General features: G+C 67.2%; 15 protein-coding genes and 1 riboswitch. Of the genes, 1 reads left to right on the top strand and 14 read right to left on the bottom strand.

Features of this window, described 5'->3' with window-relative positions; genetic code table 11:
- Positions 1–372 (bottom strand): glycine cleavage system protein GcvH, encoded by a 372-nt coding sequence (gcvH, locus tag H4V99_RS04400; protein ID WP_280675880.1) that lies wholly within the window; start codon positions 370–372, stop codon positions 1–3.
- Positions 373–397: 25 nt separating this feature from the next.
- Positions 398–1,534, bottom strand: a complete 1,137-nt coding sequence (gene gcvT, locus H4V99_RS04395) for a glycine cleavage system aminomethyltransferase GcvT (RefSeq protein WP_280675878.1) — start codon at positions 1,532–1,534, stop codon at positions 398–400.
- Between the two features lie 171 nt (positions 1,535–1,705).
- Positions 1,706–1,801: riboswitch (glycine riboswitch) on the bottom strand.
- Positions 1,802–1,931: 130 nt separating this feature from the next.
- Here gcvT and H4V99_RS04390 point away from each other — a divergent pair.
- Complete coding sequence (locus tag H4V99_RS04390) at positions 1,932–2,744, top strand: hypothetical protein (protein WP_280675876.1); 813 nt, start codon at positions 1,932–1,934, stop codon at positions 2,742–2,744.
- A 5-nt stretch (positions 2,745–2,749) separates the two neighbouring features.
- Here H4V99_RS04390 and H4V99_RS04385 read toward each other — a convergent pair whose 3' ends face one another.
- The 12 genes from H4V99_RS04385 to H4V99_RS04330 are packed head-to-tail and all read right to left on the bottom strand — an operon-like array spanning position 2,750 to position 13,843.
- Entirely contained in the window at positions 2,750–3,613 is an 864-nt protein-coding gene (locus tag H4V99_RS04385; protein ID WP_280675874.1) for an IPT/TIG domain-containing protein, read from the bottom strand.
- A gap of 25 nt (positions 3,614–3,638) precedes the next feature.
- Entirely contained in the window at positions 3,639–4,115 is a 477-nt protein-coding gene (locus tag H4V99_RS04380) for a hypothetical protein (RefSeq protein WP_280675872.1), read from the bottom strand.
- Positions 4,102–4,671, bottom strand: a complete 570-nt coding sequence (locus H4V99_RS04375; RefSeq protein WP_280675870.1) for a phage tail protein — start codon at positions 4,669–4,671, stop codon at positions 4,102–4,104. Before H4V99_RS04375 ends, H4V99_RS04380 begins: the two co-directional genes overlap by 14 nt.
- Positions 4,664–7,249, bottom strand: a complete 2,586-nt coding sequence (locus H4V99_RS04370) for a baseplate J/gp47 family protein (protein ID WP_280675868.1) — start codon at positions 7,247–7,249, stop codon at positions 4,664–4,666. Before H4V99_RS04370 ends, H4V99_RS04375 begins: the two co-directional genes overlap by 8 nt.
- Positions 7,246–7,701: a GPW/gp25 family protein gene (locus H4V99_RS04365; protein WP_280675866.1), complete on the bottom strand. Its 456-nt coding sequence runs from the start codon at positions 7,699–7,701 to the stop codon at positions 7,246–7,248. Before H4V99_RS04365 ends, H4V99_RS04370 begins: the two co-directional genes overlap by 4 nt.
- Positions 7,698–8,036 carry a hypothetical protein gene (locus H4V99_RS04360; RefSeq protein WP_280675864.1) on the bottom strand — a complete coding sequence of 113 codons (339 nt, stop codon included), beginning with the start codon at positions 8,034–8,036 and terminating at the stop codon, positions 7,698–7,700. The genes H4V99_RS04365 and H4V99_RS04360 overlap by 4 nt, the downstream gene beginning before the upstream one ends.
- Positions 8,033–9,541 (bottom strand): phage baseplate assembly protein V, encoded by a 1,509-nt coding sequence (locus tag H4V99_RS04355; RefSeq protein ID WP_280675862.1) that lies wholly within the window; start codon positions 9,539–9,541, stop codon positions 8,033–8,035. Before H4V99_RS04355 ends, H4V99_RS04360 begins: the two co-directional genes overlap by 4 nt.
- Entirely contained in the window at positions 9,538–10,302 is a 765-nt protein-coding gene (locus tag H4V99_RS04350; RefSeq protein ID WP_280675860.1) for a hypothetical protein, read from the bottom strand. Before H4V99_RS04350 ends, H4V99_RS04355 begins: the two co-directional genes overlap by 4 nt.
- Before the next feature lies 1 nt (position 10,303).
- On the bottom strand, positions 10,304–11,491 hold the full coding sequence (locus tag H4V99_RS04345) for a hypothetical protein (RefSeq protein ID WP_280675858.1): 1,188 nt from the start codon (positions 11,489–11,491) through the stop codon (positions 10,304–10,306).
- Positions 11,466–11,972, bottom strand: coding sequence for a phage tail protein (locus H4V99_RS04340; RefSeq protein ID WP_280675856.1), 507 nt, complete (start codon positions 11,970–11,972; stop codon positions 11,466–11,468). The genes H4V99_RS04345 and H4V99_RS04340 overlap by 26 nt, the downstream gene beginning before the upstream one ends.
- 7 nt (positions 11,973–11,979) lie before the next feature.
- Positions 11,980–13,188: a phage tail sheath subtilisin-like domain-containing protein gene (locus H4V99_RS04335; protein WP_280675854.1), complete on the bottom strand. Its 1,209-nt coding sequence runs from the start codon at positions 13,186–13,188 to the stop codon at positions 11,980–11,982.
- A 28-nt stretch (positions 13,189–13,216) separates the two neighbouring features.
- A complete protein-coding gene (locus H4V99_RS04330) occupies positions 13,217–13,843 on the bottom strand; it encodes a hypothetical protein (RefSeq protein WP_280675852.1) in 627 nt (208 codons plus the stop codon).
- Positions 13,844–13,955: the final 112 nt, after the last annotated feature.

Here is a 13,955-nt window from a genome sequence, read left to right as displayed (position 1 = left end):
CTACTCCCCGATGAGGGTGGAATATTCGGCGAAGCTCAGAAGTGTGGGCAGCTCGGTGAATTCCACCTTGATGAGCCAGCCCTCACCGAACGGGTCGCTGTTGACGAGTTCGGGACTGTCGACCACGGCGTCGTTGATGGCGGTGACGGTTCCGTTCACGGGAGCAAAGAGTTCGCCAACCGACTTGGTCGACTCAATCTCGCCGACGACGGTGCCGCCGGCGACCGAGCTGCCCACCTCGGGCAGCTCGACGAAGACCACGTCTCCAAGCTTCTCGGCTGCGTAGGCGCTGATGCCGACGGTGGCGATGTCGCCCTCGATGAGCACCCACTCGTGGTCGGCGGTGTACTGGAGTTCAGATTTGTCAGTCATGGGAAAGCCTTTCGACGAGGGGTGGCTATTTCTTGCGGGAATAGAAGGGGAGGGAGGCGACGGTGGCCGGAATGCGGGTGCCACGAACGTCGACGTACACCTCGGTGCCGAGGCGGGCCAGCGGGGGCGTGACGTAGGCCATGGCGATGGGGTACCCGAGGGTGGGTGAGAGGGCGCCGCTGGTGATCTCTCCCGCGGCGTCGGCGGAGTCCGGTGTGGCGTACACGGTGTACCCCGCGCGACCTGCGCGCTTGCCCTGGGCGATGAGGCCCACGAGAACCGGGGCGGTGGCACTGGGGCCCTCCTCGCTCGCGGTGCGTCCGATGAAATCGGTGTCCTTGGCAAGGTTTACCACGCGGCCGAGGCCGGCCTGGGCTGGGTAGATGTTCAGGTTGAGCTCGTGGCCGTAGAGCGGCATGCCCGCCTCGAGTCGAAGCGTGTCGCGGCTCGCGAGCCCGGCGGGAACGAGGCCATGATCGGCACCGGCCACGACGATGGCATTCCACAGCTCAACGGCCTGCGCATTGGGAACGTATACTTCGAAGCCGTCTTCGCCGGTGTACCCGGTGCGAGCGATGAAGAGCGCGGTTCCGTTGAAGGCACCGTTCATGGCGCGGTAATAGCCGAGGGCGATCATGTCGCCCCCGGCCTTGAAGCCCGCAGTCTCATTCAGGATGGCACGCGCGTGTGGACCCTGCACGGCGATGAGGGCAACATCGTCGCTTTCATCCGCGACGGTCACCTCAAAACGGGTGGCGCGGGCCTGCATGGCGGCGAGGGCGGGGAAGCGATTGCCGGCATTGGCCACCACCAGGAACTCGGTGTCGGCGAGGCGATAGACCACGACGTCATCGACGATGCCCCCGCCTTCGGTGAGCAGCAGGCTGTACTTGGCCTGCATGAGTGCGATCGCGGAGAGTCGACCGGCGAAGGCGTAATCCAGGTAGGCACCGGCATCCGGTCCTGTCACCCGAATCTCGGCCATGTGCGAGAGGTCGAAGATGCCGGCTGCGGTGCGGACGGCGTGGTGTTCGGCGAGATCGCTGGAATAACGCACCGGCATCTGCCACCCCGCGAAGTCGGTGAAGCTAGCCCCCAGATCGACGTGAGCCTGATGCAGGGGTGAGAATCGCGCTTCCGCGTGGGGTTCGACCGAGGTCATGAGTTCTCCGGGGCAAGCCGGCCGAGGCCGGACATGGTTCACCGAGGCTCGGTTGAGCCTCGAGGGAACTCCCCCTCTGTCGCTGCTGCCTGAGAGCTTCGCCGTGCCACGAGGGCACAACTTTCACCTTGGGCGAGTCACCCAGGTACAGTGACTTCTTTTCAGAGTGGCCAGTCCGATGCGGTACGCGTACCTGAGAGATTGTCGGGGAGGATTGCTCCTTCGGTGTTCGCTCGTCTAAACGTCGAACTCTCCCGCATCGGCCTTGACGGCCCACTATTCAATTCTGATTGTTGAGGGTAATCCTAGCGCCTGCACCCCCAGAGGCGAGACACCGATGATATTATTCCCGCTGAATCAGGCACCTCGGGCAGTGACAGAGGCGGTGAGGGTCACCATGACGGCAGCAGACGGGCCCGCGCTGGGCGCAGCCCGTGCGGGTGTGGCCGACGGGCTCCGTACACCCTTCTTTGTGGCCGCGATCGTGGTTGTCACCCTGGTGGTGGTGGCCGAACTCGGTCTCTCGGTCGTTGTCGTCAACGCGAACGTGGTTCCGCCGGGGCCAGAGGTGGCACAGAACCTCGGAGTGCCCGCCGGAGTTCAGGAGGTGAATTCGGTGAACGGCCAGGAGCCACCCGGCTCCGGAATCGCGTTCCTCGCTCTCATCGACGGGCTTCTGCTCTTCACCGTGGGAATGCTCGGCCTCAGCCTCGTGCTCCCCCTGCGAATCTACGGCCGCATTCAGGGACTCGTCACGCTCATTGTGACGTTCCTCTGGATCATTCTGTGCTTTCTGCTGGTGATCCTCGCGCTTGTACAACTGTTCCTCATGATCGGCCTGCTGGTGGCCGTGCCCTTTGGCACCATCGCCTACGTCGCCCTCTGGGGATCCTTTCCCACCGGCGCTGCCGCCGCGGTTCTCGGTGTCCTGCTGGTTCTGAAGATCGCCTTCGGCGTGCTGCTCGTAGTGGCCCAACCCCGCTTTCTGCGGGTGACCGGGCTGGTCGTGCTGGTACTGCTCTCGGTGGTGCTGCAGCTCGTACTCGGTCTCATCCACGGGTTTCTCCCCGGGGTGGTGGTAGCAATCGGCGATCAGTTCTGGGCGATCATCACCGGTGTGGTCGCGCTCGTCTGGGCCCTCATCATGCTGATCGGCGCCATCCCTGCCATCATCAACGCCATCCGCGCTTCAGCATCGGCTACCGACTAGGGCGGCTATTGCTGCACAAACGGCTGAACCTGCAGATCCTTGATGATCTGGCCGGTGTCAAACTTTTCGATGAACTGGTTCTCGTTAAAGAACACGCACGCGGAGGGATTCAGCAGGCAGAAGTTGTCCACCACGGGCCCACCTCCATCAGTTGGTGCCGGAGGATCGACGTATTCAAAGATGGCAATCCCCAGCTGCGTGCCGTCGCTTTCGACGGTGAGCGGTACCTGCCCCGCAGCCGCAGCCGGCGGCGTGCTGAACGTCACCTCCGTGTCGCTCACTCTGGTGGCCGCCACCGTGGTCTCACCCACGGTCACGGTAGTGGACGAACCGAATCGACCGGTGAGTGTCACTTCCGTGAGGCCCTCTCTGCTGCCCTGAGATGGAGTGAATGACGACAGCGAAAGTTCGACGGCCGGTGGCCTGGTGAGCAGGAAGGCTGTGGCCACACCACCCAGAATCACCACGGCCGCCGCCACCGCAACGATCCACCAGGGAAATTTCTTCACCACAACGGGCGCCACCTCGGGGACAACAAGGTGCACGACAAAACCAAGCTCGGCATAGTCCTCCGGCGCCTCGTCGGCGCTGTAGGGAATGAGCTTCACCCCGTAGGTGCCGGGCGTCGCACCCGCGGTGTCGAACCGCACCTCATATTGCACCGTGGCCCCGGGGTCGATGGTGCGGAGCGGATCGGTAATCGTGGCACCGGTTGATCCCGTGAGGGAGTTCGGTGCGCCGGCCGGGAAAGCCCCGAGCACTACGCGTTCGGGCACGGCAGAGGCGTTCGTCACCGACGCCGTCACCGTGCCTTTTCCCTGCGTCAGCTCAACCTCGGACGAGCTGAGAGTCATGGAGATCTTCTTCATGGGGTGCTCCTCTTATTAGTGCGACTCATGGCGCGCTCAGTTGCAGTTGGCAGGGGTCGAGGCCCGGGCAGGTCAGCGTGAGGGAACCGCCGGCCCGGCCCACGGTGAGATCGGTTGATTTTCCCGGTTCCACCTCCTGCGAGGCATCGACGCCCTGGAGTGTCATGCCCACGGTCACGTTGGCGGGTGCGGTGATAACGGTGAGGGTGCCCCGCTTGGTGACCGGGCCCAGGTCGAAGCTGCCGCCGAACTCCGCGATGCTGAACGTGCATTGCTGTGCCACGGCAATCTGTTGCCCGGCGATGGCGCACCGCCCCGAGGTGAGGATGAGGTCGGCGGTCGTGAGCACTGCAACCGGGCCGATGCCGGTCAGACGGGTTTGCAGGGACTGGTCGGCCGACTGGTTGCCGCCACCGAATCCCACACCGACAACGCAGACCAGCACGGCGACACCGGCCACGATGCCGGCGATAATGAGCGGTTTGCGGTTACTCTCGGCCATCATCGCCCCCCGGCGTCGCCGAACTCGGGGTGTCGACAACGACCTCGTGCGTGATGTGCACCGGTTTCATCGCGCGCACAATACGCTCCACCAGCACTCGCTGATCTGCGGCGCTGACAGGCACCGTGATGACCACGTGAAAGGCACCCGGCAGATCGGTGACCGCGAATCCGCTGCACCCGGTGGCCAAATGCAGAAAACGTGCGAGCCCAGCCGGAGTTCCCCGGCTCGCCGAGAGGCTGGCCGCGTTGGCAATGAGGTCGCGTTCCCGGGCCGGGTCAATGACAGATCCGCCGCCGGGTCGCTGGCCGGTGAGCCAGTCCAGATCCACCCAGCTCGCCAGATAGCCCACGAGCGAGTCCGGTGCGCGGTAGGGGTGCACGACGGTGTCGATCGTGTCGAGCACGGCAAGGACCGGGGCGTGCATATCGGCGGTCACGGCCAGCAGCGCGCGCAGCGGCGCACTGCGGTGCGCCGACACCTGAAAGACCTCGGGCAGGATGCTCAGCAGCAGTGATTCCGGCACAACGGCGGTGGAGGACGACAGATCAGGCATTGGCACGCACCACCTCGATACGGTGCTCGCCCGAGCAGAACAGCCACGTGGGCGGCAGGGTGATAAACGTGTCCACGACACGTGCGGTGCAGGTGTGCCACGTGGCTGCGTCGTTGGTGGCCCGGTAGATGCCGGCCGGACCGGCACCCAGAACGAGTGGCGTTCCGTCGTCCCGCAGTGCACCGGAGACCGAACGCACGGGTTCAAACCGCGCCCGATCCCGCAGCGGGAGCCCGCAATTCACGTCGCGTTGGTCCCACTGACGCGTGACTCCGGGCACCAGCGGCAGCCGCAGCACACCGCCGCTCTGCGTTGCCGCGTAGGCCGAATCACCGATCACGTGCACACCCCAGCAACTGCCACCGCTCCACCCGGCGCCGAGTTCCTCCCACGATGCCATCAGGGCGGCGTCAATAGTGGTGCGGGCCAGGTCGTCGATGCGCAGTCGGGCGCATCCGGTTCCGGCACCCTCCGGAACAGCCCGACCCAACCACAAATACGTGGCCGGTCCGTCGTATTGAACGGCCAGGCAGCGGATGTCCTCCCCCGCGGCCCGCACGCGCTGGAACGACTCCGGGGCACCGGCCGCCGGTGAGAGCCACACGCCGGCCGCAGCCTCGGCCGTGATGATTACCCCGGTCTGCCCGCGCACATCGGTGAACGAGTCGATCGCGTAAAACCCACGGTCGGGCTGGGTGGGATCCACGAGGTTCTGCACCGGGATGGCACCCGCCCCATCTCCCAGCTCGTAGAGTCCCTTCTCTCCGGCGAGCAGCAGCACGGGGCTCCCTACCCGGTCGACCCAGGCGAGATCGGCGAGGGTGAAGCCCAGTTCCGCGCGGCGGGTCCAGCTCTCACCGAGATCGTCGCTCACGTATACGCGGGAGCCGTCGCCGACATCCGTTGCCACCGCCACCATGCCCGGATGCGAGGTTGCCGCCCCCTGCGCCACCTTGAAGGGAACGATGGCGCGCACCTTTTCACCGGCAAACTGGGCGCAGGCCTCCCAGCCGTCACCACAGTTGGTGGTGCGAAAGAGCACGTCGTTCTGGGCGACGAACCAGGTTCCCGCCTGCCCCTCGGCCTGAACCAGCGCGGTGGCGTCGGTGTCGGGAATCTGGTCGAGCTGCAGGGTGACCTGGTCCACGTACTGCACCCCCGGCTCCGATTCCTCCAGTGCCCGATAAAGGTTGGAGACCCGCAGCGGCCGACCGAACCCAAAGCCGAACCCCATGCCGGCACCGCCCGGAAGGGGGTTGATGGCCTCGGCAAGGCGGCGCACAATACGTTCCTTCACCGCGACCGGGTCTTCATCCACGCGCACGATCACCCGGGCATCAACCAGTACCTCTTTATAGCGCGCCCACCGCACCACGGGTGTGGCGCCGATCGTTGCTCGGTCCCGTAGGTAGCGATCAACCTCGGCGCGAACGTCTTCTCGCCCCTGGGCGCTCAGCTGGGCGAGGCTGATGGCACCGTTCACGCGAACGGCGGCGGGCACGTGGGGAACCAACACCACTTCAACCTCGCCGGGGTTTGCGAACGACCACACGTCGCGGCGCGTGAGGGCGTGTGCCCGGGCGACACCACCGTGTCGGGATGCCAGCACCTCGTAGTCGCGACCGGTCACCGCACGATCCCGTGCCTGAAAATCCTGGGGCGCTCGCCGCAGAGCGTCGGCGAGAGGTTCCTGGTCGCGGCCGCCGGTTGCGGGCTCCGGGTTGCTCACCCGCACTCCGGGCAGGGCGCTCCGCAGCACGGTGAGCTGACCCGCAGCCACGTTGCCGCGCTCGCCGCCCCCGCCCCGAAACCAGGCGCGCACCTGAGCGCCGGGCGCCGGCACCACGGGAGGCAGAGCGGAGGGGGACGCCAGGTCGCTCCACCACGCAAAGATCACGGTTCCCGACGTGCGATCGACCCGCACCGCGGGCTCTCCCGGGCCGGCATCCGCGAATGCTTCCACCTCACGGCAGAGGAGAAAAGGGCGGCCGTCCACGAGCACAGCCGCACCGCTGGCGAGAGTGGAACCACGGGCCACCTCGATTCCGATGGTGAGCCCCTCCCCCGCTACCGCCGGAGCGCCCGGCAGCGTGAAGACCTGACCCGGGCGACCACTTCCCACGCCGAGCACGACGGCGTCGACGAGGGTGACGTCTGCGGCAGCCACGATCACGCTGTGCGCTCCGGCCGCGAGGACGGCATCGGCCACCGTGGTGAACACGGGCTGCGCAGCCCCGGGAACTCCGGGGGGCGGACTCACCTGCGTGCCCCGGGGAATCAAAATCTCGGGACCCTCTGTGGCCACCCGGGTGAATTCGAGGAAGACCGCGGCGGCGCTGGGCGGGTAGACCGCCGTGCCGAGCAGGTTCAGATACACGGCGTAGAGCTTCTCCGGCACCCGATTGAGCCGGTACATGAGCAGGTCGGTCAGGTGCGCGAAGGCCTCCACCAGCACCACCCCCGGGTCGTGTACCGACAGTTCGGTCCAGTTGGGATCGAGCTGACGGATGCGTTCGCGTGCGCTGTCGACGAGTTCCACAAAGCTGCGGTCGTCGAGGTTGGGGACGGGGATGCTCATGCCGGGCCTCCCGGAGATAGTGTGCTCGGCGGCCCGGCCAGGGGCACGACCACCGCCACCTCATCGTCGTTCTGCGTGGCACGCACCCGGTAACGCAGGCGAACCTCCAGCAGCTCCGGGGCATCCGCTGAGCGCGCCGCATCGAGGGACAGCACATCGATGCGCTTTTCCCACCGCTGCAACGCACTGGCCACATAGTGAATGGCGAGCCCGGCCGTGGTGTCGTCGGCGGGGGCAAATGCCAGCCGAAACAGGTGGCAGCCATAGGTCGGCCGGTTCACCCGTTCGCCCGGCCGGGTACTCAGCAGCAGGAGCACGGCCTGGCGCACCGAGGCATCTGCCGTGACGGTGGCCAGCCGCCCGTCGGACGTGAGGCGAAACCCCGCCGGGCCGGCCGAGGCGTCAAAGTCGGGGTGCATGAGGGCAATTGCCCGGTAGCGGGGAGCGCTCATGTGCCGGCCTCCGCAAGTTCTTGACCCGGCGAGCGCACCGTGTATTTCACGGCGCCCGGCGGGGTCCCGTCGGTGAACCCCGTCACGGTGTCGAGGCACACGGCCTGCCCGCCGATGCGCAGAAAGGTGGAGTATCCCGTGTGCACGACCAGGGTGTGTTGACAGGGCTTGATGTTCAGGCCGATGTTGGGGCATCCGTTGATGGTGCGCCCCTGCGGGTCTGCCTCCACGAGAATGGGCGAACCGGTGACCCGTACCCAGTTTTGCGACGCCACAGTGGCCACCGAACCGTCGTGGCCGCAGCGCACCACCCCCTTTTTTACGAGAATTCTCATGACGCCTCCTCGAAGTCCACTGATCGGGCCCGCACGCGCAGGGCCTTGCCGGGTGCCTCAATCGTGAGATCGGTGGCCGAGCGAATGGTGAACAGGTCGGGGGTGATCAGCATCGACGATCCGTGGCCGTCTTCCACGCGGATGCTGTGGGCCGCGCCGTCGAGAATGACCCGCTGCCCGTCGGCGGTCGCCACGGTGAACCGCCGCCCGCGTTCCCCGGTGATGTCGGCGTCGGGCACCTGGTCTGATCCGAAGAGGCCGCCAAGCACAATGGCGTCGTTCGGATCGCCGGCCACGAGGAGCACGAGTACGGTGTCGTTCACGTTGGGGAGGAACAGGGCTCCCTTGCCCGTTCCGGCACCCGCGGTGAGCACCGGTGCCCAACCCGTACTGACCGTCGGGAAGGCGGCGAGGTCAACGCGCACCCGGCCGCGCCGCTCGGGGTCCTCCACCTCGATCACCAAGCCGAGCGTCGTCACATCGGCCATCCGGGACCCAGGGGCAGTGGGCGGGCTCGTGAAAACGGTGGTCTCGTAGCCGCTACCCGACAGGGAGTGCACGAGCCCGCACACGGTGAATGTGCCCTCGAATTGCGCGGCCACGCCACGGACTTCGATGCGGCCACCGAGCCGGATGCGCGGGTTTCCCTCGGCCACAAACACTCCGGTCACCTCGCCGCCGGCTCGCACGTCGAGTTCGGCCTGGGCGAGAGCGGATGCCGTGGCGTCGTCGAGGAGCACATCGTTCTGGCGAAGCAGCGCGCCCCCTCCCCCCACGCTCTGTGGCGCCGCATCGGCGCGCACTCCGGCCCGGGCCCGGGTGTCGGCCGAGTCCCCGTGCACTTCGGTGGCCGCCACCGGGTTCCACCCCGAAACGATGGCGCTCAGAAAGGCGGGTTCCTGACTCAGCTCCACCTCGGCCGAGTGCAGCGTGGAACCGAGGAGCAACTCAACCGGTTCGCCTTCGCCGGTGAGGTCGACGAGCCGCAGGGTGCCGTCATCCACCACGGGGTAGAGCCCCGCCCGGCGACTCGCCTCCACCAGCAGGCTCAGATCGGAGCGGGCAAGCTGGTAGACCGGTCCCGGCCGGCCGATGCCGCCCACCACCCGCAGCCCGGTGCCCGCACAGAGGGCGGCGGCAAGACCGTTGAGATCCACGCTGTCGTGCAGGCGCGTGAAGTGGCGTTTGCGCAGTCGGTGCAGGGCGTCGTAGGCGCGCACCCGAATCTCTTCGGAGAGGTCGGCGCCGTAGCTGTGCTCGACCACCGTCACCTCACCCACGAACAGTGCCCGGCCCACTCCGGCAACCTCCACCCGCAGCGCATCACCGGGTGCGGGGTTCACCCGGCGCGCCGGGTCGAGCGTGAGCCAGGTGATGCTGCACTGCGTGGGCTGAGCGAGCGCCGCGGTGACCTCAATGGCGGCCACGGACGCGGCTTCGGCGGTGCTGAGTCGGTCACGACCGAGCGTGATGATGATCTCGGGGAGCCCCTGTACGTCGGTCATCGCGGTTGCTCCCCGAGAGGAGGGAGGGACAGCCGCCCCGTGAAGTGGAAAGGATCGTCCACGTTGCTGAACTCGAGGATCGCCTTGGTGAGCAGCGGCGTGCCGTAGGCAAGCATGGAGATGATCCCGTACTCGCGGGTGGGCGTGAGCGTTCTCGGCACGTCGAGGGGGGACGCATCCGCTGCGAGCATTTCGACACCGCCGTCGCCCGGCACGGCCACGGTTTCCACCGGTGGTGCTGTGAGGTCCACCACGGGTAGGCGCCGGGCGAGCTCGTAGTTCTCGCCGCCCTCCTCGTCGGCGCTTTGGCCCACCCGCACGAACACGAGCCGCATCCACGAGCGCAGCGGCGAACCGTCGGGCGCGAACCGGTCGAAGCGTTCAGCCACCTCGGTCACGATGCCCGGCATATCCCACGCGCGTCCCCACAGAAAATGAACGGATGGCGGTCGTCGCTTTTTGTCCACCTCCGCCGAGTTCTCGGCGAGTTTCCAGATGGGACGGGTCATTTGCCGCACATCGGTCACCGTGATGTTCGCGGGTGCGAGGTCCACGTCGAACACGAGGTCCAGGCGCAGTTCGGTGTGCCCGCCGCCGGTGAAGAGCAGCGGGTCGTCAGCAAGACCGGTTCCGGTGAGGCGACCCCCGGCGGAGCGGCGTGGCTCCACGCCCGCGGTGCGCTGCATCACCACCGTTTCGGGGTTGAGGAGACACCCGAAGTGTTCCCCGGTGTCCTCAATGAGAAAGGCGACCCGTTCCATGTCAGACCCTCGCCTGTTCCTCGGCGAGGCGCCGCGCCCGGGCCAGGCCACGCACGACCGACTCGGTGCTGGGTGGGGTCGGCGTGAACGGGCGTGGTGGAGTGAGGTCCGGCCACGGGTGAGCGGATGCCGGCCCCACCGCCTCGAACGTTGATGTGGTCGGGGATTCGCGGGGGCGTAGCGGGGACGCGGGCAGAACAGCGTGATCGGGCGCTGGGCCGGTGTTATCGGGGCTGCTGGACACGGAAATGCTGGACGATGAACGGAAAAGCCCGGCGCTGACTCCTGCCGGGCGGATTCGTGCCGGGCTGCCCGGCGCCGAGAGCTGACCGTCCGCCAGCCGGGTTGGGTCGCCCGGAGCGGCGCGGCGGGGGCCGACGGCGAGCGGGCTCTGCCGTGGGGGCCCGGCCGGGCTCGGCTCGCCGAACGGCGGGACGCTGGGCGCCCGCATGTCGGCGACGCCGGCGTTACCGCGTTCCCCGCCAGAATTTTCTGCCGGTGGCGCACCTGAAGTGGAGGCCCTGCGCGTGGGCGCAGACACGCTCGCGGGTCGCAGCACGATGCGGTTCGGTGCCACACGGGAGGCAAACAGGTCGTCCGCCGCTGTGCCGACACCGGGCATCGGGGTGGGGTGAGGCGGAGACGAGAGCCGCAGGTGCAACCGGGCCGGAGCACGTTCCGCGAAACGGTTCGTCACGGCGGGTGGCGGTACTCCGAGGTCCCGGGTGGCTTCTCGGTCCGGACCAGCCACATCGGGCACGTCTATCGCCCGGGGCCGCTGCCCTTGCGGCACCGATTCCCCGACAGCACTCAAACCGGAACTCGAACCGGTGCGCCCGTCGACACTCGGGTACTCCGTGGCCCGGTGTCGCACCGTTCCAACGGGTGGCGACACGGCGGCCTCCCGGATTCGACGCAGCCAGTGCTCCGGTGCATCGTTCGGGTGTGCGATCCACGACAGCGCTGGGTCCGCACGATCGACACGTGCGGAGAAGAGAACATCACCCGCAGCCGGAGCGTGCTCGACGGTGTCGAACGGGCCACCGTCGGGGTCGGCGGCGGCGCTCTGAGCGCTCGCCGAAGCATCCGCTCCCTCCGCAGTGAGCGGCGAGACCGGTCGTCGACGCGGGGAGGCGAGGGAGCGCAGGGCGTCGACGACGCGGTCACGCCGGCGACGCGGCGGGGGCATCGTCAAGCTTCAGCTGGTCGTAAGCGAGGCTGAGAGATTCAATGGCAATCTCCTTGCCGAGCGCGTCAAGCGGCGCCCCTGACCACTCGCACGGCCACGCCCGAATCAGGTTCCAGCGGCGCACCTCCGCCGTTCCGGCATCGTTCAGCATGGCGAGGGACACATTGCGGCGCTCGACCCGCCCGTTGACCGATGCGAAGAGCCAGGTGAGCAGTTCCTTCGAGTCGGTGAGGCCGTAGCGCAGCGTGACGGGCGGGTATTCCACCGGCCCGGGCAGCGTGCGCACCGTGGCGTTCTCGCCGCCCTCTCGCCAGAGCAGTCGCGGAATCTTGACGCCGAGGCCTTCGACACGGGTGAAATGCCCCTGCACCACGCTCTGAATCACCAGCTTGAAGTTGTAGGCGCGATAGGGATCAACGACGTTTCCCGGCTGCGCCTGGGGCGCGGCGGCTGGCGGGGGTGGAGGGGGTGCGTCAGACATGTCAACCTCACAGGTTTTCGATCTCGGTGGTGTCCACGGATTGCATGAGTTTGAAAACAATGAACTCGGCCGGTTTCACGGGCGCGAGGCCAATGATGGTCACGACCCGGCCGGCATCCCGCACCTCGGGCGGGTTGGTCTCGGCGTCGCACTTCACGAAGAAGGCCTGCTGCGGGGTGGTTCCGAACAGAGCGCCGTCGTGCCAGACGTTGGTGAGAAAGTTGCCGATGTCGCGGCGCAGCGAACGCCACAGCTCGTCTTTATTGGGCTCGAACACCGCCCAGCGAGTGCCATCCTCAATTGATTCCTTGATCATGTTTGTGAGGCGACGCACGGGGATGTACCGATATTCGCTCGCTTCGGGAGCCTTGGTGCGTGCGCCCCACACGCGAATGCCCTCGCCGGGAAAGTAGCGGATGCAGTTGACGCCGGCCGGGTTCAGCACCTCCTGCTCGCCGCGGCTGATGCGTTGGCGGAGGTCGATGGCACCCTGAATCGGCTCGTTGGCGGGAGCTTTGTGCACCCCGCGCGTGCCGTCGACTCGGGCCCAGACCCCGGCCAGGTGACCCGACGGCGGCACGGTCACCCTCAGCCCGGAGACCGGGTCAACCACCACCAGCCAGGGTACGTACATGGCCGCATAGCCGCCGGGTGATTGCGGTGCACCCAACGACAGTTGCGCCTCTTCCCCCTCTTTGGCGCTGGTTTTGGTGGGCACGCCGGACGTCGCCACCCGGGTGAGCGCCGCAACATCGGGCCCGTAGTCCTCCACGGCGTCGAGAATGGCCACCCGATCCTGACGAAGCGGATGCTCGCAGTGGCCGATCAGGGCCGCATACGAGTCGGCGTCGGCGTAGCCCGGTGCCGCCACAATAGAGATGTCGTCGATCTTCTCGAAGTTGCGCAGGCCCGTCGGTTTCGCCGCGGTGCCGAGGAGGCTGCCGCCGGTGCCAATGTTCACCACGTAGCAGCGGCCACCACCGTTATTGAAAAACCCGTAGACGGCGTTCGAGAGCGGTGTCCCCACCGTGGCGGTGCCCACGAAGATGTCGACAAACTGGGTCCAATTGTCCAGCACCACGGTCTCATCGAGCCGCGCGGCGGCATCCGGTGCGACACCCACAAAACCGGCAATGCTCGAGGGCACCTGCCCGATTGCCCGTGCGCCGCTCGGTATCTCCTGCACGTACACGCCCGGAGCGAGGTAGTTGGGCATGCTGTTCTCCTTTCGCTTCGTCAGTGGCCTAGTGCGGTGCCCACGTGAGGGTGAGCAGGGGGTCAACGGGAGCCGTCACCGCAAGGGACTGCCCGCGGTACTCCACCACGAAGTCCTGAACGGGATCGGGGGTGGACAAAAGCGAGAATCCGCCGGCACCATCACTCATCACGGCGAGCGCCGACGCACGCGAGCGGATGCTCACCCCCGCCAGTCCTCGCCCGTCGGGTCCCACCACAATCCCGCGCACCGTGCGGCCAATGACGGTCGTCACGTGCAACGGTTCGAGGATGGGCGGACCGTCCGGTTCGCTCAGTCGCAGCGCCACGGGCATACGCACCACAAAGCCGATCCGACCGGGTTCTTGTGGCAGCAGCGGCTGCACGGCGTAGCTCGAGGTGTTCTCCACGGCAGCGAGCATCTGCTCCACGTTTTCGAGGCTGCGAGGCCCGGTGCAGAGCACCGCCACCGCCAGTTCGAGGTCGAGCACTGGGCCGTCCCTGCGGGATCGGCCCACACGATCAAGGCTCACCACCCGAACCGTCACCGGGTCTCTTGTGACCTCGCCTCCGGCGGACAGCTGCACGCTCTCGGGTTTCACCGCGTCGGCCAAAACAGAAACAAGGCTCGACAGGGTGGATCGCACAACGCTCACGTTGCACCTCATTCCCGAGTCCCAACCGGCAGATTGCAGACACCATACCCCCGTCGCTGCCCGCTGTCATGGGGGTCCTCTGTGCAACCGGGCCAGTCGGGCCTATGCTGTC

The organism is Cryobacterium sp. CG_9.6, assembly GCF_029893365.1.
Taxonomy (GTDB): Bacteria; Actinomycetota; Actinomycetes; order Actinomycetales; family Microbacteriaceae; genus Cryobacterium.
Note: the sequence above shows the minus strand (reverse complement) of the source record. Positions and strands in the feature narration are given on the sequence as shown.

Excerpts from the sequence above, each read along its gene's own strand:
- H4V99_RS04390 (WP_280675876.1), top strand. The coding sequence starts at position 1,932 with ATGACGGCAGCAGACGGGCCCGCGCTGGGCGCAGCCCGTGCGGGTGTG.
- H4V99_RS04340 (WP_280675856.1), bottom strand. The coding sequence starts at position 11,972 with ATGTCTGACGCACCCCCTCCACCCCCGCCAGCCGCCGCGCCCCAGGCG.
- H4V99_RS04350 (WP_280675860.1), bottom strand. The coding sequence starts at position 10,302 with ATGGAACGGGTCGCCTTTCTCATTGAGGACACCGGGGAACACTTCGGG.
- H4V99_RS04380 (WP_280675872.1), bottom strand. The coding sequence starts at position 4,115 with ATGGCCGAGAGTAACCGCAAACCGCTCATTATCGCCGGCATCGTGGCC.
- H4V99_RS04360 (WP_280675864.1), bottom strand. The coding sequence starts at position 8,036 with ATGAGAATTCTCGTAAAAAAGGGGGTGGTGCGCTGCGGCCACGACGGT.
- H4V99_RS04375 (WP_280675870.1), bottom strand. The coding sequence starts at position 4,671 with ATGCCTGATCTGTCGTCCTCCACCGCCGTTGTGCCGGAATCACTGCTG.
- H4V99_RS04365 (WP_280675866.1), bottom strand. The coding sequence starts at position 7,701 with ATGAGCGCTCCCCGCTACCGGGCAATTGCCCTCATGCACCCCGACTTT.
- gcvT (WP_280675878.1), bottom strand. The coding sequence starts at position 1,534 with ATGACCTCGGTCGAACCCCACGCGGAAGCGCGATTCTCACCCCTGCAT.
- H4V99_RS04370 (WP_280675868.1), bottom strand. The coding sequence starts at position 7,249 with ATGAGCATCCCCGTCCCCAACCTCGACGACCGCAGCTTTGTGGAACTC.
- gcvH (WP_280675880.1), bottom strand. The coding sequence starts at position 372 with ATGACTGACAAATCTGAACTCCAGTACACCGCCGACCACGAGTGGGTG.
- H4V99_RS04385 (WP_280675874.1), bottom strand. The coding sequence starts at position 3,613 with ATGAAGAAGATCTCCATGACTCTCAGCTCGTCCGAGGTTGAGCTGACG.
- H4V99_RS04335 (WP_280675854.1), bottom strand. The coding sequence starts at position 13,188 with ATGCCCAACTACCTCGCTCCGGGCGTGTACGTGCAGGAGATACCGAGC.
- H4V99_RS04345 (WP_280675858.1), bottom strand. The coding sequence starts at position 11,491 with ATGCCCCCGCCGCGTCGCCGGCGTGACCGCGTCGTCGACGCCCTGCGC.
- H4V99_RS04355 (WP_280675862.1), bottom strand. The coding sequence starts at position 9,541 with ATGACCGACGTACAGGGGCTCCCCGAGATCATCATCACGCTCGGTCGT.